This is a genomic window from Arthrobacter hankyongi (assembly GCF_022012395.1).
GTDB classification, from domain to species: domain Bacteria; phylum Actinomycetota; class Actinomycetes; order Actinomycetales; family Micrococcaceae; genus Crystallibacter; species Crystallibacter hankyongi.
In genome coordinates, this window is record NZ_JAKLTQ010000001.1 from 762,982 (window position 1) to 784,876 (window position 21,895).

A 21,895-nucleotide genomic window follows, 5' to 3' on the forward strand; every position below is an offset into this window, starting at 1 on the left:
ACCGTCCGGGCGAGCGAGACCTTCGGTCAGTTGAGATACGCTGACCGGAGCCGGCACCTACGCGCCTCCGGTCCCCAACCAGGAGCACCGTGGACCGCACACCCCATTCCCCCGGCCCTTCCGGCCCGCTGACGGATGAGCCGTCGGCCGCCGACATCAGGAAATGGCGCCGCTACCTCGCGGATGAACGCGCGGAGGCCGCCATCTACCGCGATCTGGCCCGCCGCCGCACGGGCGAGGAACGGGAAATCCTGCTCGAGCTGGCCGAGGCCGAAGGCCGCCACGAACAACACTGGGTGGACCTGCTGGGCGGGCACGCGGCCAAGTCCGTCCGCCCCTCCCCCCGGCGCATCCTGCTGCGTTTCCTGGCCCGCAGCTTCGGCTCCGTGTTTGTCATGGCGCTGGCCCAGCGGGCCGAGGGCCGCTCCCCCTACAGCTCGGAGCCGGCCGCCACCAGCGCGATGGCCGCAGACGAACTGATCCACGAGGAAGTCATCCGCGGGCTGGCCACCCGGGGCCGGGCCCGGCTCTCGGGCAATTTCCGGGCCGCCGTCTTCGGCGCCAATGACGGGCTCGTCTCCAACCTGGCCCTGATCATGGGCATCGGCGCCACCGGCGCCTCCGCCAGCTTCGTGCTGTTCAGCGGCATTGCCGGGCTGCTGGCCGGTGCCCTCTCGATGGGGGCCGGCGAATATGTCTCGGTCCGCTCGCAGCGTGAGCTGCTGAACGCCACCAAGCCCACCCAGATCTCGCTGGCCGCGGCACCGGACCTGGACCTGAACGCCAACGAACTGGTGCTGCTCTACCGTGCACGCGGCATGAGCCAGGAGGCCGCCGAACACCGCGCCGCCGAACGCATGGGGCATCTGGACTGCGACTGCGATCCGAGCCTGTCCCTGCAGGCGCCCGAATTCTACGAAAACGAATACGAGGAGATCGGCACCGGCTGGAACGCGGCCATCTCCAGCTTCTGCTTCTTCGCCACCGGCGCCCTGGTCCCCATCCTGCCTTACCTGTTCGGCCTGCAGGGGCTGGCCGCCGTCCTGGTGTCGCTGCTGCTGGTGGGCCTGGCCCTGCTGTGCACCGGCGCCGTTGTCGGCCTGCTCTCGGGAGCATCCCCGGCCAAGCGCGCCTTCCGCCAGCTGGCCATCGGTTTCGGCGCGGCATTGGCCACCTACCTGCTGGGCCTGGCGTTCGGGACCAGCGTGGGCTGAGTGCGGCAGGCGCTTACCTGAGGCGGCGGGGACCGCTACGCTTGAGCCACCTACTCACCGGGGAGGGGCCCATGCGCAGTCGGCCGCCGGCTCTTGCCGCCCGGCTCCTCGCCGGCGCGGTGCTGCTGGTGCTGGCGGCCGCGGCGGGGTTCTGGTTCGCCCATCCCGACGGCGCCTCCCGTTCCCCTTCCCAGCACAGCGGCGCGGCCGGTTCCTTTCCGTTCAGCGACCCGGCCACCGCGGGCCCGGCCGGCCGGAACTATCCGCCGCCGGGCCTGGGCAGTTCCACCTCCAGGCTGGCCTCGCCGGCGCCGCTGCGCAGCCACAGCCAGAGCTACCGGCTGCTGGACAGCGGCGTGCGGGGCCAGTCCTTCGTGGCCTACGACCCGTGCCGGGCGATCCGCTACGTTGTCCGGGACCAGGACGCTCCGCCTGGCGCGGACGCACTCATCCAGCGGGCCGTGCACCGGGTGTCCGGCGCAACCGGGCTGCAATTCGTCTACGAGGGCCACACCACCGAAGCACCCAGCCCGGACCGGCCGGCCTACCAGCCGGGGCGCTACGGGGACCGTTGGGCCCCGGTTCTGATCGCCTGGGCCACCCCCGCGGAGAGCCCGGTGCTGCGCGGGGATACGATCGGGATGGGCGGCAGCGCCTGGGCCTCGCACGGCGGCACCGCGGCGTACGTGTCCGGCCAAGTGGAACTGGATTCCCCGCAGTTCCGCACGCTGCTGGGCACGGCCGACGGCCAGGCGGCCGCGGCGTCGATCATCATGCACGAACTGGCGCATTTGGTTGGCCTGGACCATGTCGAGGACCCGGCACAGCTGATGAACAGCGAGGCCCGCACCGGGGTGACGGATTTCGGCGACGGCGACCTGACCGGGCTCGACTTGCTCGGCCGGGGGCCCTGCGTCCCCGATCTGTAGCCCCGTTTGTCTCCGGCTGCGGTGCTGCCGGGTTCAGGAAAGCAGCTTGGCTTTCGCGGCCGCGAACTCTTCCTCCGACAGGATGCCCTGGGAGTGCAGGGCCGCAAGCTGCTGCAGCTGCGAGGTCAGGTCGCTGCCGCCCTCGGCTGCCGGCTCAGGCGGCGGCGGAGCGTAGGCAGCCTGCGGCGGCGGTGGAGCGTAGGCGGCCTGCGGTGGCGGGGCGTAGGCCGGCGCCGGCGGCGCGGCGTCGGCGGCTGCCTGCTGGGCCTCGTACTGCTGGGCCGCGTATTTCTCCTCGGCCTTGGCCTCCTGGTGCCTGGCAACCCGGCCGGAAACTGCCGTGGCCGTCCCGGCCACAACGGCGGTCCGGGCGGCCATGCCGATGAGCCCGGGACGCCCTCCTCGACGCATGAGTGGCATGACGTACTCCTTTTATTCCACAGGTTGTTCAGTGGTGGATTCGGCGGGGGCTTCGGCGGCGGCTTCGGCCATGACCGCGTTGACGGCGGGGGCCGGGATGCGGTCGCTGAACAGGACGCTTCCGCCAGCCTGGTACAGGGCGTTGGCCAGCCGCTTCGCCCAGACATGTTCGATCACCAGGAGCGCACCGGAGACGCCGGGCTCGATGGCTTCCGCGATGGCCTCGATGTCCTCGTCACCGGCGATGCCGCTGGCCGCAAGCTCGATGCTGCCGAAGCCGTACCGGTCACCGACGGCTTCCAGTTCGTCGACCGTCAGGTTGCCGTCCGCGGCGCGGGAGACGAAGAGGAGGTCGAGCAGCCGCACCGTTCCGGCGTTCACCAGCTCGAGAATGGCCTCCACGATCTGCGGATCCGGGCCGTCACCGGTGTAGCCGGCGACGAACATTTCGACGGGACCGTACTCCAACTCATCCACGTGAAGCTCCTCACGATTGGTGCACACCACGGACCACGCCGTGACCTACGCCACACAGCGTAGCAGCGGGGATGCAGCCCCGTACAGCAACCGCCGGCCCCGGCAGCGCCTGGCCCGGCACCCTGCGGCCTACCGTTCGATGGCGTCCACCGGCAGCCCGGACCCCCTGCGTCCGGCACGGTCGCCGGCCAGGGCGGTGGTGGCCGGGCCGTCCCCCGCGGTCCCGGCGGTGATGCGCCCAGTGCCCTCCGAAACGGCACCGGGCACGGCCGCGGGCAGAACCTCGTGCTCCAGGCTGGTGGCCAGCGGCCGTTCGGTGACGAACAGGCACAGCACGGTGGCCAGCACCGCCAGCGGGATCATCAGCAGGAACAGCGGCATCATCGACTCGTTGTAGGACTGGACGATCACGGCCCGGACCGGTTCCGGCAGCGTGTGCAGCAGGTCGGGGGTGAGCGAATTGCCGCCGCCGGTGGAGGACGCCGCGGCCCCGGGCAGCCGCTGGCCCAGCAGGTCGGTCAACCGGTGGGCGAACAGGCTGCCCACCAGCGCCGATCCCAGCGTCGCGCCGATCTGCCGGAAGAAATTGTGCGCGGCGGTAGCGGTCCCCACCTGGCGCAGCGGGAAGGAATTCTGCACGATCAGGACCAAAATCTGGATGTTCAGCCCGAGGCCCAGGCCCAGCAGCGCCAGGTCCAGGCACAGCCGCCACAGCGGGGTGTCCGGGTGGACCGACCCGAGCATCGCCAGCCCCACGGCCGTGACGGCCGACCCGGCCACCGGCATCCACTTGTACCGCCCGGTCCGCGCGACCAGCATGCCGGCAACCAGCGAAGCGAGCAGCATCGCCGACATCATGGGGATCATCAGCAGGCCGGCGCTGGTGGCGGTGGCCCCGTGTGCCATCTGCAGGTAGGTGGGCATATAGCCCAGGGCGCCGAACATGGCCACGGACACCAGCAGGCCGGCCAGCGTGGCGAGGATGAAGTTCCGGTCCCGCAGCAGCTGCAGCGGGATGATCGGCTCGGCCGTGCGCCGTTCCACCAGCACAAAGACCGCACCGGCCAGGACCGTAGCGCCCAGCAGGGCCAGGATCACCGGGTGGCTCCAGGCAAAGCTGCTGCCGCCCCAGCTGGAGGCCAGCACCAGGCAGGTGGTGGCCATGGCCAGCAGCACCATGCCCCAGAGATCCAGCCGCGGCCGCACCGTGACGGCACGGGGTTTGAGGAACAGCAGCGCCCCGAGCAGCGCCAGCGCACCCACGGGCAGGTTGAACCAGAAGGTCCAGCGCCAGCCCGGCCCTTCGGTGAGCCAGCCGCCGATCAGCGGCCCGACCACCGAGGAAAAGGCGAACACCCCGCCCATCGCACCCATGTACTTGCCCCGCTCGCGGGCCGGAACCACGTCCGCGATGATCGCCTGGGAGAGGATCATCAAGCCGCCGCCGCCGATGCCCTGGAGCGCCCTGGCGGCGATCAGCCAGCCCATGTCCGGAGCCAGCGCCCCGGCCACCGAACCGGCCAGGAAGACCGCGATGGCGGCCACCAGCAGGTATTTGCGCCCGATCAGGTCCCCGAGCTTGCCGTAAATGGGCATCATCACGGTGGAGGCCAGGATATAGGCGGTGACTATCCAGAGCATCAGGCTCGCGCCGTTGAGTTCGCCCACGATGGTGGGCAGCGCGGTGACGAGCATGGTCTGGTTCAGGGAGGCCAGCAGCATGGCCAGGACCAGGGCCACAAACACCAGCGCCAGGTTGGGCCGGCGGTCGGTCTGCGTCATTGGAGCTCCTTCAGGACGCCGCGCATCAGCCGCAGCCCGTCATCGAGGGCGGCGAACTGGGCTTCGCGGGTGGGGCGGGTGGCGGTTTTCTGCATGACGTAGCGCATGCCGGCGGCAACAACCATCACGAGCATCCGGGCGGTTTCGCCGGCATCGAATTCGTGCTCCCGGCCCTGCCAGCGGGCCGAGGCCTGCAGCCGCTCGGCCACCAGGCCGGCCAGCAGCTGCTCCACCTTGGTGACGTACTGGAAGCGCCGGTGCAGCAGGTGGGGGTACTTCGCAAACAGCTCGGGCCGGTGGCTCGATTCCTCGTCGCCGCCCTGGATGGAACGCATGACGCTGAGCATGAGCCGGCCGGTTTCCTCCAGCAGGTCCCCGTCGACGTCGTAGCCGGCCAGCACCGCTTCGTCCACCGTGGGTTCCCGCAGCCCGAGCACGGCGTCTTCCTTGGTGGCGAAATAATTGAAGAAAGTGCGGCAGGAGACGCCGGCCGCCGCGGCGACCGCCTCCACCGTCACCTGTTCCAAACCACCGGAGACGGCAGTATCGACCGCGGCCTGGTGCAGGGCGTTCCAGGTTTCCGCGCGCTTGCGGTCCCGCAGCGAAGTTGGTTGACTCACCGAACCATAATTGCAGCCATAGGAAAATTACACAACTGCAAATTTTCACTTGCGCATTTTTCCCGCCCTTCGTTCCGGGGCCGGGCGGCTGCGGACAGCACGACGGCGGCCGGCGCCCTTCGTACGGAAGGGCGCCGGCCGCCGTCGTTCAGTGACAGTCGTGCCGGAGCTGTCAGCGTGACCGGCGGGTCAGCGCAGGACCACGGTCCGGTTCCCGTGCAGCATGACCCGGCCCTCGCAGTGCCACCTGACCGCGTTGGAAAGCGCCTTGCGCTCGGTGTCCCGGCCGGCTGCGACCAGGTCCTCCGGGCCGTAGGTGTGGTCCACCTCCACGGTCTGCTGGGCGATGATCGGGCCCTCGTCAAGCTCGGCGTTGACGTAATGCGCGGTGGCGCCCACCGTCTTCACGCCCTTCTCGTAGGCCTGGTGGTAGGGCTTGGCGCCCTTGAAGGAAGGCAGGAACGAGTGGTGGATGTTGATCACCCGTCCCTCCATCTTCGTGGCCAGCGAGTCGCTGAGCACCTGCATGTAGCGGGCCAGCACCACCAGCTCCACCTCGAACCGGTCCACCAGCTCCAGCAGCTTCACCTCGGCCTCCGGCTTGTTCGCCGCGGTGACCGGGATGTGGAAGAACGGGATGCCGTGCCATTCCACCAGGCGCTGGTGGTCCAGGTGGTTGGACACCACGGCCACGATGTCCACCGGCAGCTCGCCGGTGCGCTCCCGGAAGAGCAGGTCGTTGAGGCAATGCTCGAACTTGGACACCATGACCAGCACCCGGCGCTTGGCCCCGTGCACATCCAGCTTCCAGTTCATCGCGAATTCCAGCCCCAGCGGCTCGAAGGCCTCGCGCAGCTTCTCGGTCAGCCCGGGGGCATCGGGGGACGCGAAATGCACCCGCATGAAGAAATGCCCCGTGCGCCGGTCGCCGAACTGCTTGATGTCCAGGATGTTGCCGCCGTGGTCGAGCAGGAACCCCGAGACTGCGTGGACAATTCCAGGCCGTTCCGGGCAGTCCAGGGTCAGCACATGCTCGGCGCCGTTCTCCTCAGGCATATGGTTCTTCTCCCTTAACATTCGATGACATTGACGGCCAGACCTCCGCGGGAGGTCTCCTTGTATTTAACCTTCATATCCCGTCCGGTGTCGCGCATGGTCTTGATCGCCATGTCCAGCGTGACCTTGTGCGTCCCGTCGCCCTGCAGGCACAGCCGGGCCGCGTTGATCGCTTTCACGCTGGCGATCGCGTTGCGCTCGATGCAGGGAATCTGCACCAGCCCGCCCACCGGGTCGCAGGTGAGCCCGAGGTTGTGCTCGATGCCCACCTCGGCGGCGTTCTCCACCTGTTCCGGGGTCCCGCCGAGCACCGCGCACAGTGCGCCGGCGGCCATCGAGCAGGCCGAGCCCACCTCGCCCTGGCAGCCCATCTCGGCACCGGAGATCGAGGCGTTCTCCTTGAACAGGATCCCGATCGCCGCCGCGGTGAGCAGGAAGTCCACCACGCCGTCCTCGTTGGCACCGGGCACGAATCGGGTGTAGAAGTGCAGCACGGCGGGAATGATGCCGGCAGCACCGTTGGTCGGGGCGGTGACGATCCGGCCGCCGGAGGCGTTCTCCTCGTTCACGGCCAGCGCGTAGAGGTTGACCCATTCCATCGCCCAGAGCGGGTCCGAGACCGGCTTGCCGTCCGCGGTGGCTTCGGCCTCGGCGGCACGCAGCTTGCGGCGCAGCCCGGGTGCCCGGCGGCGGACCTTCATGCCCCCGGGCAGGGTTTCCTCGGTGCGGGTGCAGCCGTTCTCCACGCACTGCTGCATCACGTTCCAGATGTGCAGCAGCCTCGTGCGCAGTTCGTCCTCGGAGCGCCAGGACAGCTCGTTGGCGAGCATGATCTGGGCGATCGACTTGCCCTCGGCCCGGCAGTGCGCCAGCAGCTGCGCGCCGGTGGTGAAGGGGTAGGGCAGTTCGGTGGCGTCCGGGACGATCCGGTCCGCCCCGGCAGCGTCCTCGTCCACCACGAAGCCGCCGCCCACCGAATAGTAGGTCCGCTCGCGCAGCAGGGCCCCGGCGTCGTCGTACGCGAAGAAGGTCATCCCGTTCGGGTGCGCGGGCAGGGTCTTGCGCCGGTGCAGGATGACGTCGGCATCGAAGTCGAAGCGCACCGGCCTGGCTCCAGCGAGTACCAGCTTGCCGCCGGTGGCGGCTTCGCGGACCTGGTCGTCAGCGGTGTCCGTGTCAACCGTCTCCGGGTCCTCGCCGGCCAGGCCCAGCACCACTGCCTTGTCCGAGCCGTGGCCCCAGCCCGTGGCGCCGAGCGAGCCGAACAATTCGGCCCGCACCCGCGCCACGGACTCAAGCACGCCGTCCGCGGCCAGCCCGGCGGTGAACCGCCGGGCCGCCCGCATCGGGCCCACCGTATGGGAGGAGGAGGGCCCGATGCCAACGGAAAACAGATCCAGCGCGCTCAGCGCCATTACGGTACCTCGGGAGCCGCGAACTCGGTCATGGCGTCCACCAGCCAGCGCGCGGTGTAGTCCGCGAAGGACGCACGCGGCAGGATCCGGTAGGTCTGGCCTGCGCCCTGGTCCGCCGTCCGCCACACCAGCACCGGGACCAGCCCCAGCGTGGTGGCCACGGCGGTGCCGGGACCGAAGACGCGCGGGTGCAGGTCCGCCGGGCAGCCCTTCTGCAGGACCGCGCGGGCCGAGGGCCCGGTCAGTTCCAGCGTGGTGCGGTTGGCGGACAGGTCGACGACGGCACCCGGCTCGGCGTCGAGGGCGGCGGTCAGCCGCGCTGCCACATCGGAGCCCTCCGGCGCGATGAGCAGGTACTCGTCGGGGCCGATCCAGAGCACCGCGGTGTCGTCGGCTGCCCCGGTGGTCTCACCCACGCGGGTGGGCAGGGGCACGCCGGCCGCGGCCTCGAGGGCCGCCGCGGCGGCCGAGCCGGGCTCTGCGCGCAGTCCCACCTGGGTCAGGAACGGGATTTCACGCACGGCCACACCGCGTTCGCCTGCCACGGCGCTTTCCCGGAGGATGTCCTCCAAGTGGGCCAGCGGGCTGCGGCGCAGGTGGGAAATATCAGTCATTACTTGCTCAGCCATCACGACGGCTCCCTTCAGGGTCGAAAAGTACAGGATCGGCGATGAGAACGTCCACGAGCTGCCCGTCCAGCGGGGCCTGCAGCGTCTCACCGATGCGGTTGCGGCCGTTCTTGACCAGTGCCAGGCCGAAGGTCCGGCCCAGCGCGGCGCTTTGGTAGCTGGAGGTCACGTAGCCCTCCATCGGCACCGGTGCCTCGGCCGGGGCAATCCGGGTGCCCTGGTTGACCAGCTGTGCACCCTCCGGCAGCCGGAAGGACTTGTCCACCGGCAGCACCCCGACCAGCTGCTTGCGGTCCTCGCGGACGTTGTCGATCCGGGAGTAGGAGCGCTTGCCCACGAAGTCCTTGGCCTTGGAGACGATCCACTCCATGTTGGCGTCCTGCGGGGTCACCGTGCCGTCGGTGTCCTGTCCGACGATGATGAAGCCCTTCTCGGCGCGCAGCACGTGCATGGTCTCGGTGCCGTACGGGGTGATGTTGAATTCAGCCCCGGCCTCGGCCACGGACTCCCAGACGTGCAGGCCGTACCAGGCGGGGACATTGATCTCGAAGGCCAGTTCGCCGGAGAAGGAAATCCGGGCGATCCGGGCCGGGACCCCGGAAGCCAGCGTGGCGTCGCGGAACGCCATGAACCCGAAAGCCTCGTTGGAGACATCCAGCTCCGGGGCCAGCTTGGCCAGCACCGCGCGGGACTTCGGGCCGACGACGGCGATGGTGGACCACTGCTCGGTGACCGAGGTGAAGACCACGTCCAGCTCGGGCCACTCGGTCTGCTGCCACTCCTCGAACCAGTCCAGCACCTTGGCGGCGCCGCTGGTGGTGGTGGTCAGCAGGAAGCGGTCCTCGGCCAGGCGCATCACGGTGCCGTCATCGAAGACCATGCCGTCCGGGGTGCACATGACACCGTACCGGCACATGCCGACCGCGAGCTTTTTGTAGGCGTTGGTGTAGATGCGGTTGAGGAACTCGGCCGCATCCTTGCCGCGGACCTCGATCTTGCCCAGCGTGGTGGCGTCCATGAAGCCCACGGACTCGCGCACGGCCGCGCATTCGCGCAGCACGGCGGCGTCCATGTCCTCGCCCGGCTTCGGGAAGTACCAGGGACGCTTCCACTGTCCGACGTCCTCGAAAAGGGCGCCGTGCGCGACATGCCAGGGGTGGATGGAAGTGAGGCGGGCCGGGTCGAACAGCACCCCGCGCTGACGCCCCGCCAGCGCCACGAAGGCCACCGGGGTGTAGGGCGCGCGGTACGTCGTGGTGCCGATGCCGGCGATGTCGCCGCTCTTGAGCGCGTGCCCGATCACGCCGATCACGTTCACGCCCGAGGTCTTGCCCTGCTCGTCGCCGGTGGAAATGGAGGTGTAGCGCTTGACGTGCTCCACGGAGCGCATGCCGGCACCGGTGGCGCGCAGCACGTCCTTGACGGTCTGGTCCCGGTGCAGGTCCACGAAGTGGGTGCCGAAGTCCTCGGCTGCCGTGCCGGCGCCGGGCACCAGCCAGACCTCGCGGAACTCTCCGGCTGCGGCGCGGCGCACCTCGGCGGAGGGGGCAACGATTTCCTCGCCGCCCGGGACCGGGAAGCCGGCGGTCTTGGCCGCGGTACGGCCGGCAGCCGCGCCTTCGAGCACGCTGTGCGCGGTGTCGAAGGTGCCGTTGAGCGCGCCGGCCACGTGCTGGCCGGCCACCGCGGCCACCGGCACGAAGGCGGCGAGGGACTCGTCCCAGCGGGACTTGCCCTGGCGCTGGCTGTGCAGGTGGATGGTCGGGGTCCAGCCGCCGGAGACGGCCAGCAGGTCGGCCTCGATCCGGCGGGTTTCGCCCGCCGGGTTGCCGGCGTCGTCGAGCGCGCTGACGGTGACGGCGCTGATCCGGCCGGCCTGCCCTGCGCCCTCGGTGTCCACCACGGCCGAGCCGGTGATGACCTCCACGCCTGCTGCGCGTACTGCCGCCGCACGGGCGGACAGCTGCTCACGGGCGTCGACGACGGCGGCGACCTTCACACCGGCGGCGGCCAGCTCCTGGACGGCGTCGTAGACGCTGTCATTGGTGGTGAAGAAGACAGCGTTGCGGCCCGGAGCCACCGCGTAGCGGTTGACGTAGCTGCGCACGGCGTTGGCGAGCATGACGCCGGGACGGTCGTTGTTGGCGAAGGTGATGGGCCGCTCCAGCGCACCCGGGGCGAGCACGACCTGCTTGGCGCGGATGTGCCACAGCCGGCTGCGGGAAACGCCTGCCGCAGCCTGGCCTGCGTGGCCGGTGCGGTTCTGGCTGGCCAGCAGGTAGTTCGAGTCGTAGCTGCCGAACGCCACGGTCTGCTTCAGCAGCGTGGCCTCCTCGGCCGCTTCCAGTTCGGCGAGCACCTCGGCCACCCACTGGCCGGCAGGCTTGCCCTCGATCTCTTCCCCGGGAGCCGACAGCAGCGAGCCGCCGAACTCGGTGTCCTGCTCGATCAGGATCACGCGTCCGCCGCCGCGCACGGCTTCGCGGGCCGCGGCCAGGCCGGCCGGGCCGGAACCGACGACGACGACGTCGGCGTGCACGTACTTCTTGTCGTAGCGGGCGGTGTCTTCGCGGGGGTCCAGGGTGCCCAGGCCGGACAGGAAGCGCGCGGCCAGACCCTCGTGCAGCGCCACAGTGGTGGCGGTGAGCATGGACTCGTCCACCGGGTTGGCTTCGCCGGTGGCCGAAACGTGGACCAGCGCGTTGGTTTCCTCAACGCCTGCGCTCATGATGCCGCGCGGGCGGTTCAGGTACATGGAGTGGCCGCAGGCGATGACGCCGTTGGCCAGCAGGGCGCTGGCGAGGGTGTCCCCCTGGTAACCGGTGTAGGACGTGCCGTCCACGGTGAAGGACAGGGCTGCACCGCGGTCGATGCGGCCGCCTTCAGCCAGGCGGTGGGTCTGGGTGGTGCTCACTTCGCGGCTCCTTCCTGGATGGCGCTTGCGGAGGTCAGGGAGGCGAAATCGGGGCGGGGTTCGCCGGCCCGGTAGACGGCCTTGATTTCGTAGGTGACGGTGTCGCGGACGGCGTTGAACCACTTGCGGCAGCCGCCGGAGTGGACCCAGCGCTCGGCGAACAGGCCCTTGGGGTTGCTCCGGTAGAACAGGTACTCGGCCCACTCACGGTCGGAGAGCTGGTTGGGGTCCTCGGGGTAGGCCACATGGGCCTCGCCGCCGTAGTGGTATTCGGTTTCGTCGCGCGGCCCGCAGAAGGGGCATTCAATGAGGATCATCTAAGGAGTCCTTCCTAGTGGGCCACGGCGGCGGCGCCGTGCTCGTCGATCAGGTGGCCGGTCTCGAAGCGCTCCAGCGCGAATGGTGCATTCAGCGGGTGCGCCTCGCCGGTGGCGATGGTGTGGGCGAAGGTGTAGCCGGCGCCCGGGGTGCCCTTGAAGCCACCGGTACCCCAGCCACAGTTCACGAAGACGCCGTCCACCGGCGTCGTGCTCACGATCGGCGAGGCATCCAGGGTGGTGTCCACGATGCCGCCCCAGGTGCGCAGCAGGTGCGCCCGGGCGAAGATCGGGAAGAGCTCGACGGCGGCAGCCATCTGCTCCTCGATCACGTGGAACGCGCCGCGCTGCCCGTAGCCGTTGTAGGAGTCGATGCCGGCGCCCATGACCAGTTCGCCCTTGTGCGCCTGGGAGACGTAGACGTGCACATGGTTGGACATGACGACCGTCGGGTGGACCGGCTCGAACAGCTCGGAGACCAGGGCCTGCAGCGGGTGGGACTGGATCGGCAGCCGGAACCCGGCCAGTTCGGCCAGCACGGACGAGTGGCCGGCGGCGGACAGGCCCACCTTGTCGGTGAGGATCCGGCCGCGGGTGGTCTCGACTCCGACCACACGGTTGCCGTCCTTGATGAAGCCGGTCACCTCGCAGTTCTGGATGATGTCCACGCCCATCTCGTCGCACTTACGGGCGAAGGCCCAGGCCACATGGTCGTGCTTGGCGATGCCGGCGCGCGGCTGGTAGGTGGCGCCCATGACCGGGTAGCGGATGTCGTCGCCGATGTTGACGATCGGGCAGACTTCCTTGACTTCCTCGGGGGTCAGCCACTCGGCATCCACGCCGTTGAGCTTGTTGGCGTTGACCCGGCGCACGGACTCGCGCACGTCGCCCAGGGTGTGGGCCAGGTTCAGCACGCCGCGCTGGCTGAACAGGAAGTCGTACTCGAGTTCCTCAGGCAGCTGCTCCCAGAGCTTCAGCGAGTGCTCGTAGATCGCGGCGGACTCGTCCCAGAGGTAGTTGGAGCGGATGATGGTGGTGTTGCGGGCCATGTTGCCGCCGGCCAGCCAGCCGCGCTCCAGGATGGCGATGTTGGTCATCCCGTGGTTCTTGGCCAGGTAGTAGGCGGTGGCAATGCCGTGGCCGCCGCCGCCGACAATCACGGCGTCGTAGGAGGATTTCGGCTCCGGATTCCGCCAAAGGAATTCCGGGTGCTCGGGCAGCAGGTCAGCCATTACTGGGCTCCATTCTGGTCTGCGGTGGTCGGGTACAGGGGGAACTTGCCGGCCAGGACTTCCACGCGGGAGCGCAGTTCCCGGGCCAGCTCGTCGGTCAGGTCCCGGATCAGGGCGGTGGCGATGATGTCGGCGACCTCGGCGAACTCGGCAGGGCCGAAGCCTCGGGTGGCCAGTGCGGGGGTGCCGATGCGCAGGCCGGAGGAGACCATCGGCGGGCGCGGGTCGAACGGGACCGCGTTGCGGTTGACCGTGATGCCGACCCGGTGCAGCCGGTCCTCGGCCTGCTGTCCGTCCAGCTCCGAGTCGCGCAGGTCCACCAGGACCAGGTGCACGTCGGTGCCGCCGTTGACCAGGCTGATGCCGGCCGCCTTGACGTCGTCGGCCAGCAGGCGCTCGGCCAGCAGCTTCGCGCCTTCCAGGGTGCGCCGCTGGCGGTCCTTGAAGTCCTCGGAGGCGGCGACCTTCAGGGCCACGGCCTTGGCCGCGACCACGTGCATCAGCGGGCCGCCCTGCTGGCCGGGGAAGACGGCCGAGTTGATCTTCTTGGCGATCTCCGGGGTGTTGCTCAGGATGATGCCGCCGCGCGGGCCGCCCAGGGTCTTGTGCGTGGTGGTGGTGACGACGTCGGCGAACGGCACCGGGTTCGGGTGCAGGCCGGCGGCGACCAGGCCGGCGAAGTGGGCCATGTCCACCATCAGGTAGGCACCGACCGAGTCGGCGATGCGGCGGAACTCGGCGAAGTCCAGCTGGCGGGAGTAGGCGGACCAGCCGGCCACGATCAGCTTCGGCTTGTGCTCCTCGGCCAGGCGGGCTACTTCGGCCATGTCGATGCTGTGGGTTTCCTCCGAGACGCCGTAGGAGACCACGTTGTAGAGCTTGCCGGAGAAGTTGATCTTCATCCCGTGGGTCAGGTGCCCGCCGTGGGCCAGGTTCAGGCCCAGGATGGTATCCCCGGGGGTCAGCAGCGCGAACATGGCGGCCGCGTTGGCCTGGGCACCGGAGTGCGGCTGGACGTTGGCGAAGCCGGCACCGAAGAGCTCCTTCGCCCGGTCGATGGCCAGCTGCTCGACCACATCAACGTGCTCGCAGCCGCCGTAGTAGCGGCGTCCCGGGTAGCCCTCGGCATACTTGTTGGTCAGGACCGAGCCCTGCGCTTCCATCACCGCTGCCGGGGCGAAGTTCTCGGAGGCAATCATCTCCAAGGTGGACTGCTGGCGGTGCAGTTCACGCTCCACGGCGGCGGAGACATCGGGGTCGAGGGCGGCCAGCGAAGCGGCCATGACGTCAACCATGCGGATTCTCCTTGGGTATTGGAAATCGGTATCGGGGGGCCGATATCGAAAACTTCGGTATCAGAGTCGGAAAACTAAAATTTCTTTTCTCCGATTCTGATATATCAGTACGAGAACGATGATATGATGGTCATCACACAGGAGTCAATAGCCCTGGTGAAATTGACCACACATCCCTGATCCACCGGCAGCAGCGGAGGAACCCATGAGCTTGGAACTCATCCCCCTCGATACCGCCCGCGAACCCCTCTCGTTGGCCGAACAGGCCTACCGCGAGCTGCGGGACCGGCTCATCATGCTCGAGATCCGCCCCGGCGACCCGATCAATGACGGCCAGCTGGCCGCGGAGCTGGGCATCGGGCGCACCCCCGTGCGCGAAGCGCTGAAGCGGCTGGAGACCGACCACCTGGTCATCTCGTATCCGCGCCGCGGCACCTTCGCCACCATCGTGGACATCACCGAACTGGCCGACGTCTCCGAGCTGCGCCAGCTGCTCGAACCGCTGGCCGCGCGCAAGGCCGCGCGCAACACCAGCCCGGTGGTCAAGGCGGAACTGGACTCGGTGGCCCGCACCATCGAGGAGCTGGCCGCATCCGGCGACAAGCCGGACAAGAAGGCCCTGATGCGCTACGACCTGACCGTGCACCGGCTGATCTACAAGGCCTCCGGCAACCGGCACCTGGAGGATTCGCTGATCCGCTACGACAACCTGGCCACGCGCATCTGGTGCCTGGTGCTGGACAAGGTCCCCTCCGTGACCGGGCACATCACCGAGCACGTGCAGCTGCTCGACGCCATCGCAGCCGGCGAGGAGGAGCTTGCCGCCCGGCTGGCGCTGGCGCACGTGACCAGCTTCGAGAAGACCATCCGGACCGTATTGTGACGGACTGTATTGCACCGGCGGCGGGCCGCAGCTGCCATCTGGGACGATGAAGCATGACCTCGCACAGTTCCCCGGCCGCTGATACCGACGTCGAAGGCGTCCAGCACGGCGGCGTCCAGTCCGTGGACCGCGCCATCGCGGTCCTGGAAATCCTCGCCCGCGAAGGCGACGCCGGTGTCAGCGAAATTGCCGACAAAGTGGGGATCCACAAGTCCACGGCCTCGCGCCTGCTGGGCGCACTGATGGCCCGGGACCTGGTCCACCAGAACAGCGAGCGCGGCAAGTACCAGCTGGGCTTCGGCATCCTGCGGCTGGCCGCCTCCATTCCCGGCCGGCTCAGCCTGGTGCACGAGGCCCGGCCGGTACTGGAGGCCCTGGCCGCCGAGTTCAAGGAGACCGTCAACCTGGCGGTACTGCGCTCGAACTACGCGGTCAACGTGGACCAGGCCATGGGCCCCTCCACGCTGGCCAGCCACGACTGGATCGGCAGCCTCACCCCGCTGCACGCCACCTCCAGCGGCAAGGTGCTGCTCGCGGGCCTGGGCACCGAGGAGCGGGAGCGGATCCTGAAGGAGACCGGGCTGCCGGAGAAGACCTCGCGGACCATCACCTCGCGCCGGAAGCTGGAGGAGCAGTTGCTCCAAGTCGCGCGGGACGGCGTGGCGATCACGGAAGAGGAGCTGGAAATCGGCCTTAACGCCGTCGCGGTTCCGGTATTCAACCACAGCGGCACCGTCGTCGGAGCCGTGAGCATTTCCGGACCGGCCTTCCGGTTCAACGCCGAAACGCAGCCCGGCCTGCTTGAGTCGCTCAAGCAGGCCGGGCTGGAAATCAGCAGGAAGATGGGTTATTCGGGGGCCTGAGCCCGCTCGACCGTCCGGGCCCGGTCTTCCAGCGGAGGCGTCGAGGCGGTGAGGCCCAGCAGGTCCTCGCCGGAGGGCTGTACGTCCCCTACCTTGGCATTCACCCAGTCGTGGAAGGCGCCGATGTGGTGCTCGCTGGGCACCAGCACGCCGCCGTTGGCGTAGACCTTCGAGGCCATGGCCGGCTGGCAGCGCTCACAGGCGTCGAAGTCCTGCATGTTCACCCGGTGGAACAGCTCCACCGAGGCGGTGACGTCCTTGCCGGACTCGACCACGCTGGGCAGGTAGAGCCAGTCGCATTCGACGATGGTGTGGTCGGCCGCCAGCGGGAACATGCGGTGGATGATCACGTGGTCCGGCACCAGGTTCACGAAGACCGTGGGCTTGATGGTGATGGCGTAGTAGCGCCGGTCCTGGTCCTCGCCGACGCCGGGAATGACGTCCAGCCCCTCGGAGCCGTCGATGGTGAAACCCTTGATCTCGCTGCCGAACTCCGCGCCGTGGCCGACGAAGTACTGTGCGGCCAGTCCGTCGGCAAACTCGGGCAGCACCTCGGTCAGCTCCGGGTGGATGGTGGCGCAGTGGTAGCACTCCATGAAGTTCTCGATGATGAGCTTCCAGTTGGCCTTCACGTCGTACCGGATCCGCCGGCCGACCTTCAGGTTCGCCACGTCGTAGCCGGAGATGGCGTCGAGGTTGCCCAGGCGCTCCTCGATGGCGCCCATGACATCCTGCTCGAACGACGGCGGCTCCTCGGCCAGGCAGACCCAGACATAGCCCAGGTACTCGCGGATGTGCACCTTGGCCAGACCGTACTCATTGCGGTCGATGTCCGGCATCTTGGTCAGGTTCGGCGCGGCGATGAGCTTGCCCTCGAAGTCGTAGGTCCAGGCGTGGTAGGGGCACTGGAACGAGCGGGCAGCCTCGCCGGACTCCTCCATGCACAGCTTCACGCCGCGGTGCCGGCAGATGTTGTAGAAGCCCCGGATCTCGCCCTTGCGGGTACGGCTGATCAGCACCGATTCGCGGCCGATCTGGACGGTCTTCCACGCGCCGGCCTTGTCCAGGTCGGATGAGCGGATGGCACAGAACCACATCTGCTCGAAGATCCGCTCCTGCTCGGCGCGGAAGATGCCGGCGTCCGTGTAGGTGTGGCCGGGCAGGGTGGCAATCAGGCTGGGGGAAGTGGTTTCGGCGGTCATTGGGTGCTCCTCGGCTGGGGATGGATGGTGGTCTGGTCAGGATGCGGCGGTCAGGCGGGGACGGCTGCGGCAGCCGGCAGCGCGTTGAGGGTGCGCCGCCACTTGGTGAACAGCCGCGGCTGGTTCAGGCCCAGCACCGCCACCGGATCCTCGCCGCGGTAGTAGAGGGCCAGGACGTTGTGTTCCTGCAGGTCGCCGGCCTCAATGGCCACGCGGTCGGCCTGCGCGGCGTTGCCGGCAAACTGCAGTTTCACGCCGTACTGGTCGGACCAGAAGTAGGGCACCTTCACGGACTGGGGCGCCGGCTGGTCCAGAAGGGCGGCCACGGCAGCCTCCGGGTGCTCCAGGGCGGTGGTCCAGTGTTCCACCCGGCGGTGTGCGTTCAACCGGGGGTCGAACCAGGCTGCGCAGTCGCCGACCGCCACGATGCCGGGCAGGTTGGTCCGGCCGGACGCATCGCAGACGACGCCGTTACCGGCCGCCACGCCGGAGCCGGCCAGCCAGCCGGTGTTCGGGACGGCGCCGATGCCCACCAGCACCAGGTCTGCCGGCAGGTAGCGGCCGTCGGCCAGCCGCAGGCCCGTGACGACGCCTTCGCCGCTGTAGAAGAGGTCGATGCCGGTGCCGCAGATCAGTTCGACCCCATTGAGGCCGTGCAGCCGTCCGACGACGGCACCCATCTGCGCACCCAAGGGTCCGCTGAGCGGAACCGGCCGGGCCTCGAGGACCGTGACCTCCAGCCCCAGGGCCTTGGCCGTGGACGCCACCTCGGCACCGATGAAGCCGGCACCCACCACGACCAGCCGGCGGCCCGGCTGCAGCTCGGTGGACAGCGCCCGGGCGTCCGCCAGGGTACGCAGGCTGAAGACATTGTCCAGCCCGGCCAGTTCCGGCAGCGTCCGGGCAGAGGCGCCGGTAGCCAGCACGATGCCGTCGGCTGCCACGGTCCGGCCGTCCGCCAGGGTGAGGGTCCGGGCCGGGCCGTCCAACCGTGTGGCCCGGCTGCCCAGCAGCCATTCGGCCTGCAGGTCCTCCTCGGCGGCCTCCAGCGCCAGATCCGCGGCCGTGATCCGGCCCTGCAGAAATTCCTTCGACAGCGGGGGCCGGTCATAGGGCCGCTCGTCCTCGTCCCCGATGATCACCAGGTTCCCGTCGAAGCCCTGGGCCCGGGCCGCCCGCGCAGCCGAAAGGCCGGCGAGCGACGCTCCCACGATTGCCAGTGTCCGCATGAGCACCTCCTTCTCGAATTGCGTGGTGCGCAACTAAACGCGCAATACGAAACAGAGTGACGCCAGTCACGGTGGCTGTCAAGCGTTTCGGCATTTTCGGGCCAACCCTTGACAACCCTTTGTGACAGCCGTCACTGTGTTTCGTATCGCGGTCAATGTTGATCCATACGGAACAAATTGCCTCCCGCCCCACCGGGAGGCGCCGGAAAGGGGTCCATCCCATGCACAAGGCCTGTCCACTGAAGCAACTGGCGCCCGGTGACGCTCTGAGGCTCGATACGAAGCCACCGATCGCCGTGTTCCATACCGAGGACGGGGAGCTGTTCGCCATCGACGACACCTGCACCCACCAGGACGCCTCGCTGGCCGACGGCTGGGTCGAAGGCTGCGAAGTCGAATGTCCGCTGCACGCCTCCAAGTTCAACCTGCGCACGGGCGCCGTCGATGCCCCGCCGGCCAAACTGCCGGTCCGCGTGCACGAGGTGAAGGTCGTTGACGGCGACATCATGGTCATCGAGTCGGACGAGGCGCCGAACCTGCCGCCCGGCCTGACCGTCGACGGCCACGTCTAAGCCCTCGTCCGCCGACGCAAAGGAACCGATCATGGCAATCAACAGCGACGTCAGGGTTGACGAAAGCAACGAACTTCCCCTGACCCCGGACGCGGAACCGGAACAGGTTCCGACCGAAGAGGACCGGGAGATTCTCCAGGCCCTGCGCGAGACTGAATCCGAGCATGCCGCCGCCCGCCGCCGGCTGTTTGGCAGGGACGGGCTGGACAAGGTGGTCTTCGGGATCACCGGGCTGCTGACCGTGGCCTTTGTCATCTGGGGCTTCGCCGGCCGCGCGAACCTCGCGGCCGTTTCGCAGGCGGCTCTGGACTGGGTCATGAAGAACACCGGCTGGCTGTTCATCGGCCTGGCCTCGCTCTTTGTGATCTACGTGCTCTGGCTGGCCCTGAGCCGCTTCGGCAACATTCCGCTGGGCAAGGACGGCGAAAAGCCCGAGTACTCCATGGTCTCCTGGATCTCGATGATGTTTGCCGCGGGCATGGGCATCGGTCTGATGTTCTACGGCGTGGCCGAGCCGCTCTACCACTACATCTCCCCGCCACCGGGCACCGTCAACGGCCAGACGCCCGAAGCCGTCCAAACGGCCATGGCCACCTCCATCTTCCACTGGACCCTGCATCCCTGGGCCATGTACGCCGTCGTGGGCGTTGCCATGGCCTACGGGACCTACAGGCTGGGCCGCAAGCAGCTCATTGCCACGGCCTTCACATCCATCTTTGGGATCCGGAGGGTGGAGGGCCCGGTCGGCAAGCTGATCAACATGCTGGCGATTTTCGCCACGCTGTTCGGCACGGCAGCATCCCTCGGCCTGGGCGCCCTGCAGATCGGCAGCGGCATGGCCTCCAACGGGTGGATCAGCGGCCAGCTGGCCACACCGGTGCTGGTGGTGATCGTTGCGGTGCTCACCGCCTGCTTCATCGCCTCCGCGGTTTCGGGCATCAGCCGCGGCATCCAGTGGCTCTCCAACATCAACATGGTTCTGGCCGTGGTGCTGGCGCTGATCGTCTTTGTGGCCGGCCCGACGCTGTTCATCCTGAACCTGGTCCCGTCCGCCGTCGGGGACTACGTCCGCGACCTGGCCACAATGTCCTCACGGACCGAGGCCGTCGGCGACGATGCGCTGCGCCAGTGGATGTCCAGCTGGACTATCTTCTACTGGGCCTGGTGGGTGTCCTGGACACCCTTCGTGGGCCTGTTCATCGCCCGGATCAGCCGCGGCCGCACCATCCGCCAGTTCGTCACCGGCGTGCTGCTAGTGCCCAGCATCGTCAGCGTCATCTGGTTCGCCATCTTTGGCGGCGCGGCCATCCATATCCAGTCCGCCGCCAACCAGACAGCGGACACCGCCGACGGGCTGGCCACGGTGGTCGACGGCACGCCCACCATCTCCTTCGACGGAGCGCTCTTCGACCTGCTGCACCACCTGCCGCTGCCCAACGCCATCGCCGGCGCCGTTTCCATCCTGGCCATGGTCCTGGTCGCCATCTTCTTCATCACGGGTGCCGACGCCGCTTCCATCGTGATGGGCTCGCTCAGCTCGCACGGCGCGGAGGAACCGCGCCGCGGCGTGGTCATTTTCTGGGGTGCCCTCACCGGCGCCGTGGCCGCGGTCATGCTGCTGGCAGGCGGCAACCAGCCTGCCGAAGCGCTCTCGGGCCTGCAGCGGATCACCATCGTTGCCGCCCTGCCGTTCGTGGTGGTGATGTTCCTAATGTGCATCGCCCTGGCCAAGGACCTGCGCCGGGACCCGATCGCGCTGCGCAAACGCCTGGCGAATTCGGTGGTGGAGCGAGCCATCCGCGCCGGCGTGGACCAGCATGGCGGCGTGCGCTTCGACCTGGTCACCAAGCATGAGTGCGACGGCGGATGCCCGGACGGCGGGCCCTGCCCGTCCACCGGAGCAATCGACGTACAGCAGCCAACCCGGAAGGAACCATGAGCACCGTAGTTGACCTTGCCCCGGCCAGACCGGGCACCGGGGACCAGGCCACCGGCTTCGTCCTGACCCTGTCCTGCCCGGAACGTCCCGGCATCGTCCGGGCCGTGGCCTCCTTCCTGGCGGACCGGGGTTTCGACATCACCGAGCACCAGCAGTTCGACGACCACACGGACGGCCAATTGTTCCTGCGCACGGCCTTCCGCGGCTCCCCCGCCGGCGCCACCACTGCGTGGCTGACGGCCGATTTCGAGCCCCTGGCCGAAGAATTCGGGATGTCCTTCACGTTCCACGACGGCCGTCCGCAGCAGCTGCTGGTCATGGTATCCAAGTTCGGCCACTGCCTGAACGACCTGATCTACCGGTGGCGGGCCGGCAGCCTGGGCGCCGAGATCGCCGTCGTCGTCTCCAACCACGAGGACCTGCGGCCGATGGCCGAGGCCGCGGGCCTGCCCTTCGTCCACGTGCCGGTCACGGCCGGCACCAAGGCGTCCGCCGAGCGCCGGCTGCTGGAACTGGCCGCCGAATACCACGCGGACCTGGTGGTGCTGGCCCGCTACATGCAGGTGCTCTCGGACGGATTGTCCAGGACCCTGGCGGGCAGGGCCATCAATATCCACCATTCCTTCCTGCCCGGCTTCAAGGGTGCCAAACCCTACCACCAGGCCCATGAACGCGGCGTGAAGCTGATCGGTGCCACCGCCCACTACGTCACCGCCGAACTGGACGAGGGGCCGATCATCGAACAGGAGGTCCTGCGGGTGGACCATGCCCTGGACCCGGAGGCCCTGGCCACCGTGGGCCGGGACGCCGAAGCCCAGGCGCTGGCCCGGGCCGTGAAATGGCACTGCCAGCACCGCGTGATGCTCAACCGAACCCGTACCGTCGTCTTCCGCTAACGCTTCCTAGG

The 21,895-nt window shown here is 68.7% G+C and carries 20 protein-coding genes; 7 read left to right on the forward strand and 13 right to left on the reverse strand.

The features are described from left to right. Positions 1-89: 89 nt before the first annotated feature. Positions 90-1,214, forward strand: coding sequence for a VIT1/CCC1 transporter family protein (locus LVY72_RS03520; RefSeq protein ID WP_237818059.1), 1,125 nt, complete (start codon positions 90-92; stop codon positions 1,212-1,214). 71 nt (positions 1,215-1,285) lie between these two features. After that, positions 1,286-2,143, forward strand: a complete 858-nt coding sequence (locus LVY72_RS03525) for a peptidase (RefSeq protein ID WP_237818060.1) — start codon at positions 1,286-1,288, stop codon at positions 2,141-2,143. A gap of 33 nt (positions 2,144-2,176) precedes the next feature. Here LVY72_RS03525 and LVY72_RS03530 read toward each other — a convergent pair whose 3' ends face one another. The 11 genes from LVY72_RS03530 to glyA all read right to left on the reverse strand — a co-directional run bounded on the left by LVY72_RS03530 (position 2,177) and on the right by glyA (position 14,300). After that, positions 2,177-2,563 (reverse strand): SHOCT domain-containing protein, encoded by a 387-nt coding sequence (locus LVY72_RS03530; protein ID WP_237818061.1) that lies wholly within the window; start codon positions 2,561-2,563, stop codon positions 2,177-2,179. 12 nt (positions 2,564-2,575) lie between these two features. Further along, entirely contained in the window at positions 2,576-3,040 is a 465-nt protein-coding gene (locus tag LVY72_RS03535) for a DUF6325 family protein (protein ID WP_237818062.1), read from the reverse strand. A 129-nt stretch (positions 3,041-3,169) separates the two neighbouring features. Beyond that, positions 3,170-4,822, reverse strand: coding sequence for an MDR family MFS transporter (locus LVY72_RS03540; protein ID WP_237818063.1), 1,653 nt, complete (start codon positions 4,820-4,822; stop codon positions 3,170-3,172). Beyond that, positions 4,819-5,442, reverse strand: a complete 624-nt coding sequence (locus LVY72_RS03545; protein WP_237818064.1) for a TetR family transcriptional regulator — start codon at positions 5,440-5,442, stop codon at positions 4,819-4,821. The genes LVY72_RS03540 and LVY72_RS03545 overlap by 4 nt, the downstream gene beginning before the upstream one ends. Before the next feature lie 189 nt (positions 5,443-5,631). After that, a complete protein-coding gene (purU, locus tag LVY72_RS03550; RefSeq protein ID WP_237818065.1) occupies positions 5,632-6,498 on the reverse strand; it encodes a formyltetrahydrofolate deformylase in 867 nt (288 codons plus the stop codon). Positions 6,499-6,512: 14 nt separating this feature from the next. Further along, positions 6,513-7,913, reverse strand: coding sequence for an L-serine ammonia-lyase (locus LVY72_RS03555; protein ID WP_237818066.1), 1,401 nt, complete (start codon positions 7,911-7,913; stop codon positions 6,513-6,515). Then, positions 7,913-8,542 (reverse strand): sarcosine oxidase subunit gamma, encoded by a 630-nt coding sequence (locus LVY72_RS03560; protein WP_237818067.1) that lies wholly within the window; start codon positions 8,540-8,542, stop codon positions 7,913-7,915. Before LVY72_RS03560 ends, LVY72_RS03555 begins: the two co-directional genes overlap by 1 nt. Beyond that, positions 8,535-11,456 carry a sarcosine oxidase subunit alpha family protein gene (locus LVY72_RS03565; RefSeq protein ID WP_237818068.1) on the reverse strand — a complete coding sequence of 974 codons (2,922 nt, stop codon included), beginning with the start codon at positions 11,454-11,456 and terminating at the stop codon, positions 8,535-8,537. Before LVY72_RS03565 ends, LVY72_RS03560 begins: the two co-directional genes overlap by 8 nt. Continuing rightward, the gene (locus tag LVY72_RS03570) at positions 11,453-11,773 is read right to left on the reverse strand and encodes a sarcosine oxidase subunit delta (protein ID WP_237818069.1); all 321 of its coding nucleotides are present in this window, start codon (positions 11,771-11,773) and stop codon (positions 11,453-11,455) included. The genes LVY72_RS03565 and LVY72_RS03570 overlap by 4 nt, the downstream gene beginning before the upstream one ends. Positions 11,774-11,787: 14 nt before the next feature. Continuing rightward, positions 11,788-13,005, reverse strand: a complete 1,218-nt coding sequence (locus tag LVY72_RS03575; RefSeq protein ID WP_237818070.1) for a sarcosine oxidase subunit beta family protein — start codon at positions 13,003-13,005, stop codon at positions 11,788-11,790. Next, positions 13,005-14,300, reverse strand: a complete 1,296-nt coding sequence (glyA, locus tag LVY72_RS03580; protein ID WP_308190672.1) for a serine hydroxymethyltransferase — start codon at positions 14,298-14,300, stop codon at positions 13,005-13,007. The genes LVY72_RS03575 and glyA overlap by 1 nt, the downstream gene beginning before the upstream one ends. A gap of 205 nt (positions 14,301-14,505) precedes the next feature. Between glyA and LVY72_RS03585 the strand changes: the two genes are divergently transcribed. Next, positions 14,506-15,183, forward strand: coding sequence for a GntR family transcriptional regulator (locus tag LVY72_RS03585; RefSeq protein WP_237818071.1), 678 nt, complete (start codon positions 14,506-14,508; stop codon positions 15,181-15,183). Positions 15,184-15,236: 53 nt separating this feature from the next. Then, entirely contained in the window at positions 15,237-16,046 is an 810-nt protein-coding gene (locus LVY72_RS03590) for an IclR family transcriptional regulator (protein WP_237818072.1), read from the forward strand. Here LVY72_RS03590 and LVY72_RS03595 read toward each other — a convergent pair. Together LVY72_RS03595 and LVY72_RS03600 are read right to left on the reverse strand one after the other, a co-directional pair. Further along, on the reverse strand, positions 16,031-17,248 hold the full coding sequence (locus LVY72_RS03595; protein ID WP_237818073.1) for an aromatic ring-hydroxylating oxygenase subunit alpha: 1,218 nt from the start codon (positions 17,246-17,248) through the stop codon (positions 16,031-16,033). The genes LVY72_RS03590 and LVY72_RS03595 overlap by 16 nt on opposite strands. 50 nt (positions 17,249-17,298) lie before the next feature. Next, on the reverse strand, positions 17,299-18,477 hold the full coding sequence (locus LVY72_RS03600) for an NAD(P)/FAD-dependent oxidoreductase (protein WP_237818074.1): 1,179 nt from the start codon (positions 18,475-18,477) through the stop codon (positions 17,299-17,301). Between the two features lie 221 nt (positions 18,478-18,698). Between LVY72_RS03600 and LVY72_RS03605 the strand changes: the two genes are divergently transcribed. Genes LVY72_RS03605 through purU (LVY72_RS03615) form a run of 3 tightly spaced genes read left to right on the forward strand, consistent with a single transcriptional unit; the run spans position 18,699 to position 21,884 of the window. Then, complete coding sequence (locus LVY72_RS03605; protein WP_237818075.1) at positions 18,699-19,049, forward strand: bifunctional 3-phenylpropionate/cinnamic acid dioxygenase ferredoxin subunit; 351 nt, start codon at positions 18,699-18,701, stop codon at positions 19,047-19,049. A 31-nt stretch (positions 19,050-19,080) separates the two neighbouring features. After that, complete coding sequence (locus tag LVY72_RS03610; protein ID WP_237818076.1) at positions 19,081-20,988, forward strand: BCCT family transporter; 1,908 nt, start codon at positions 19,081-19,083, stop codon at positions 20,986-20,988. After that, positions 20,985-21,884 carry a formyltetrahydrofolate deformylase gene (purU, locus tag LVY72_RS03615; RefSeq protein ID WP_237818077.1) on the forward strand — a complete coding sequence of 300 codons (900 nt, stop codon included), beginning with the start codon at positions 20,985-20,987 and terminating at the stop codon, positions 21,882-21,884. The genes LVY72_RS03610 and purU (LVY72_RS03615) overlap by 4 nt, the downstream gene beginning before the upstream one ends. Positions 21,885-21,895 lie beyond the last annotated feature (11 nt).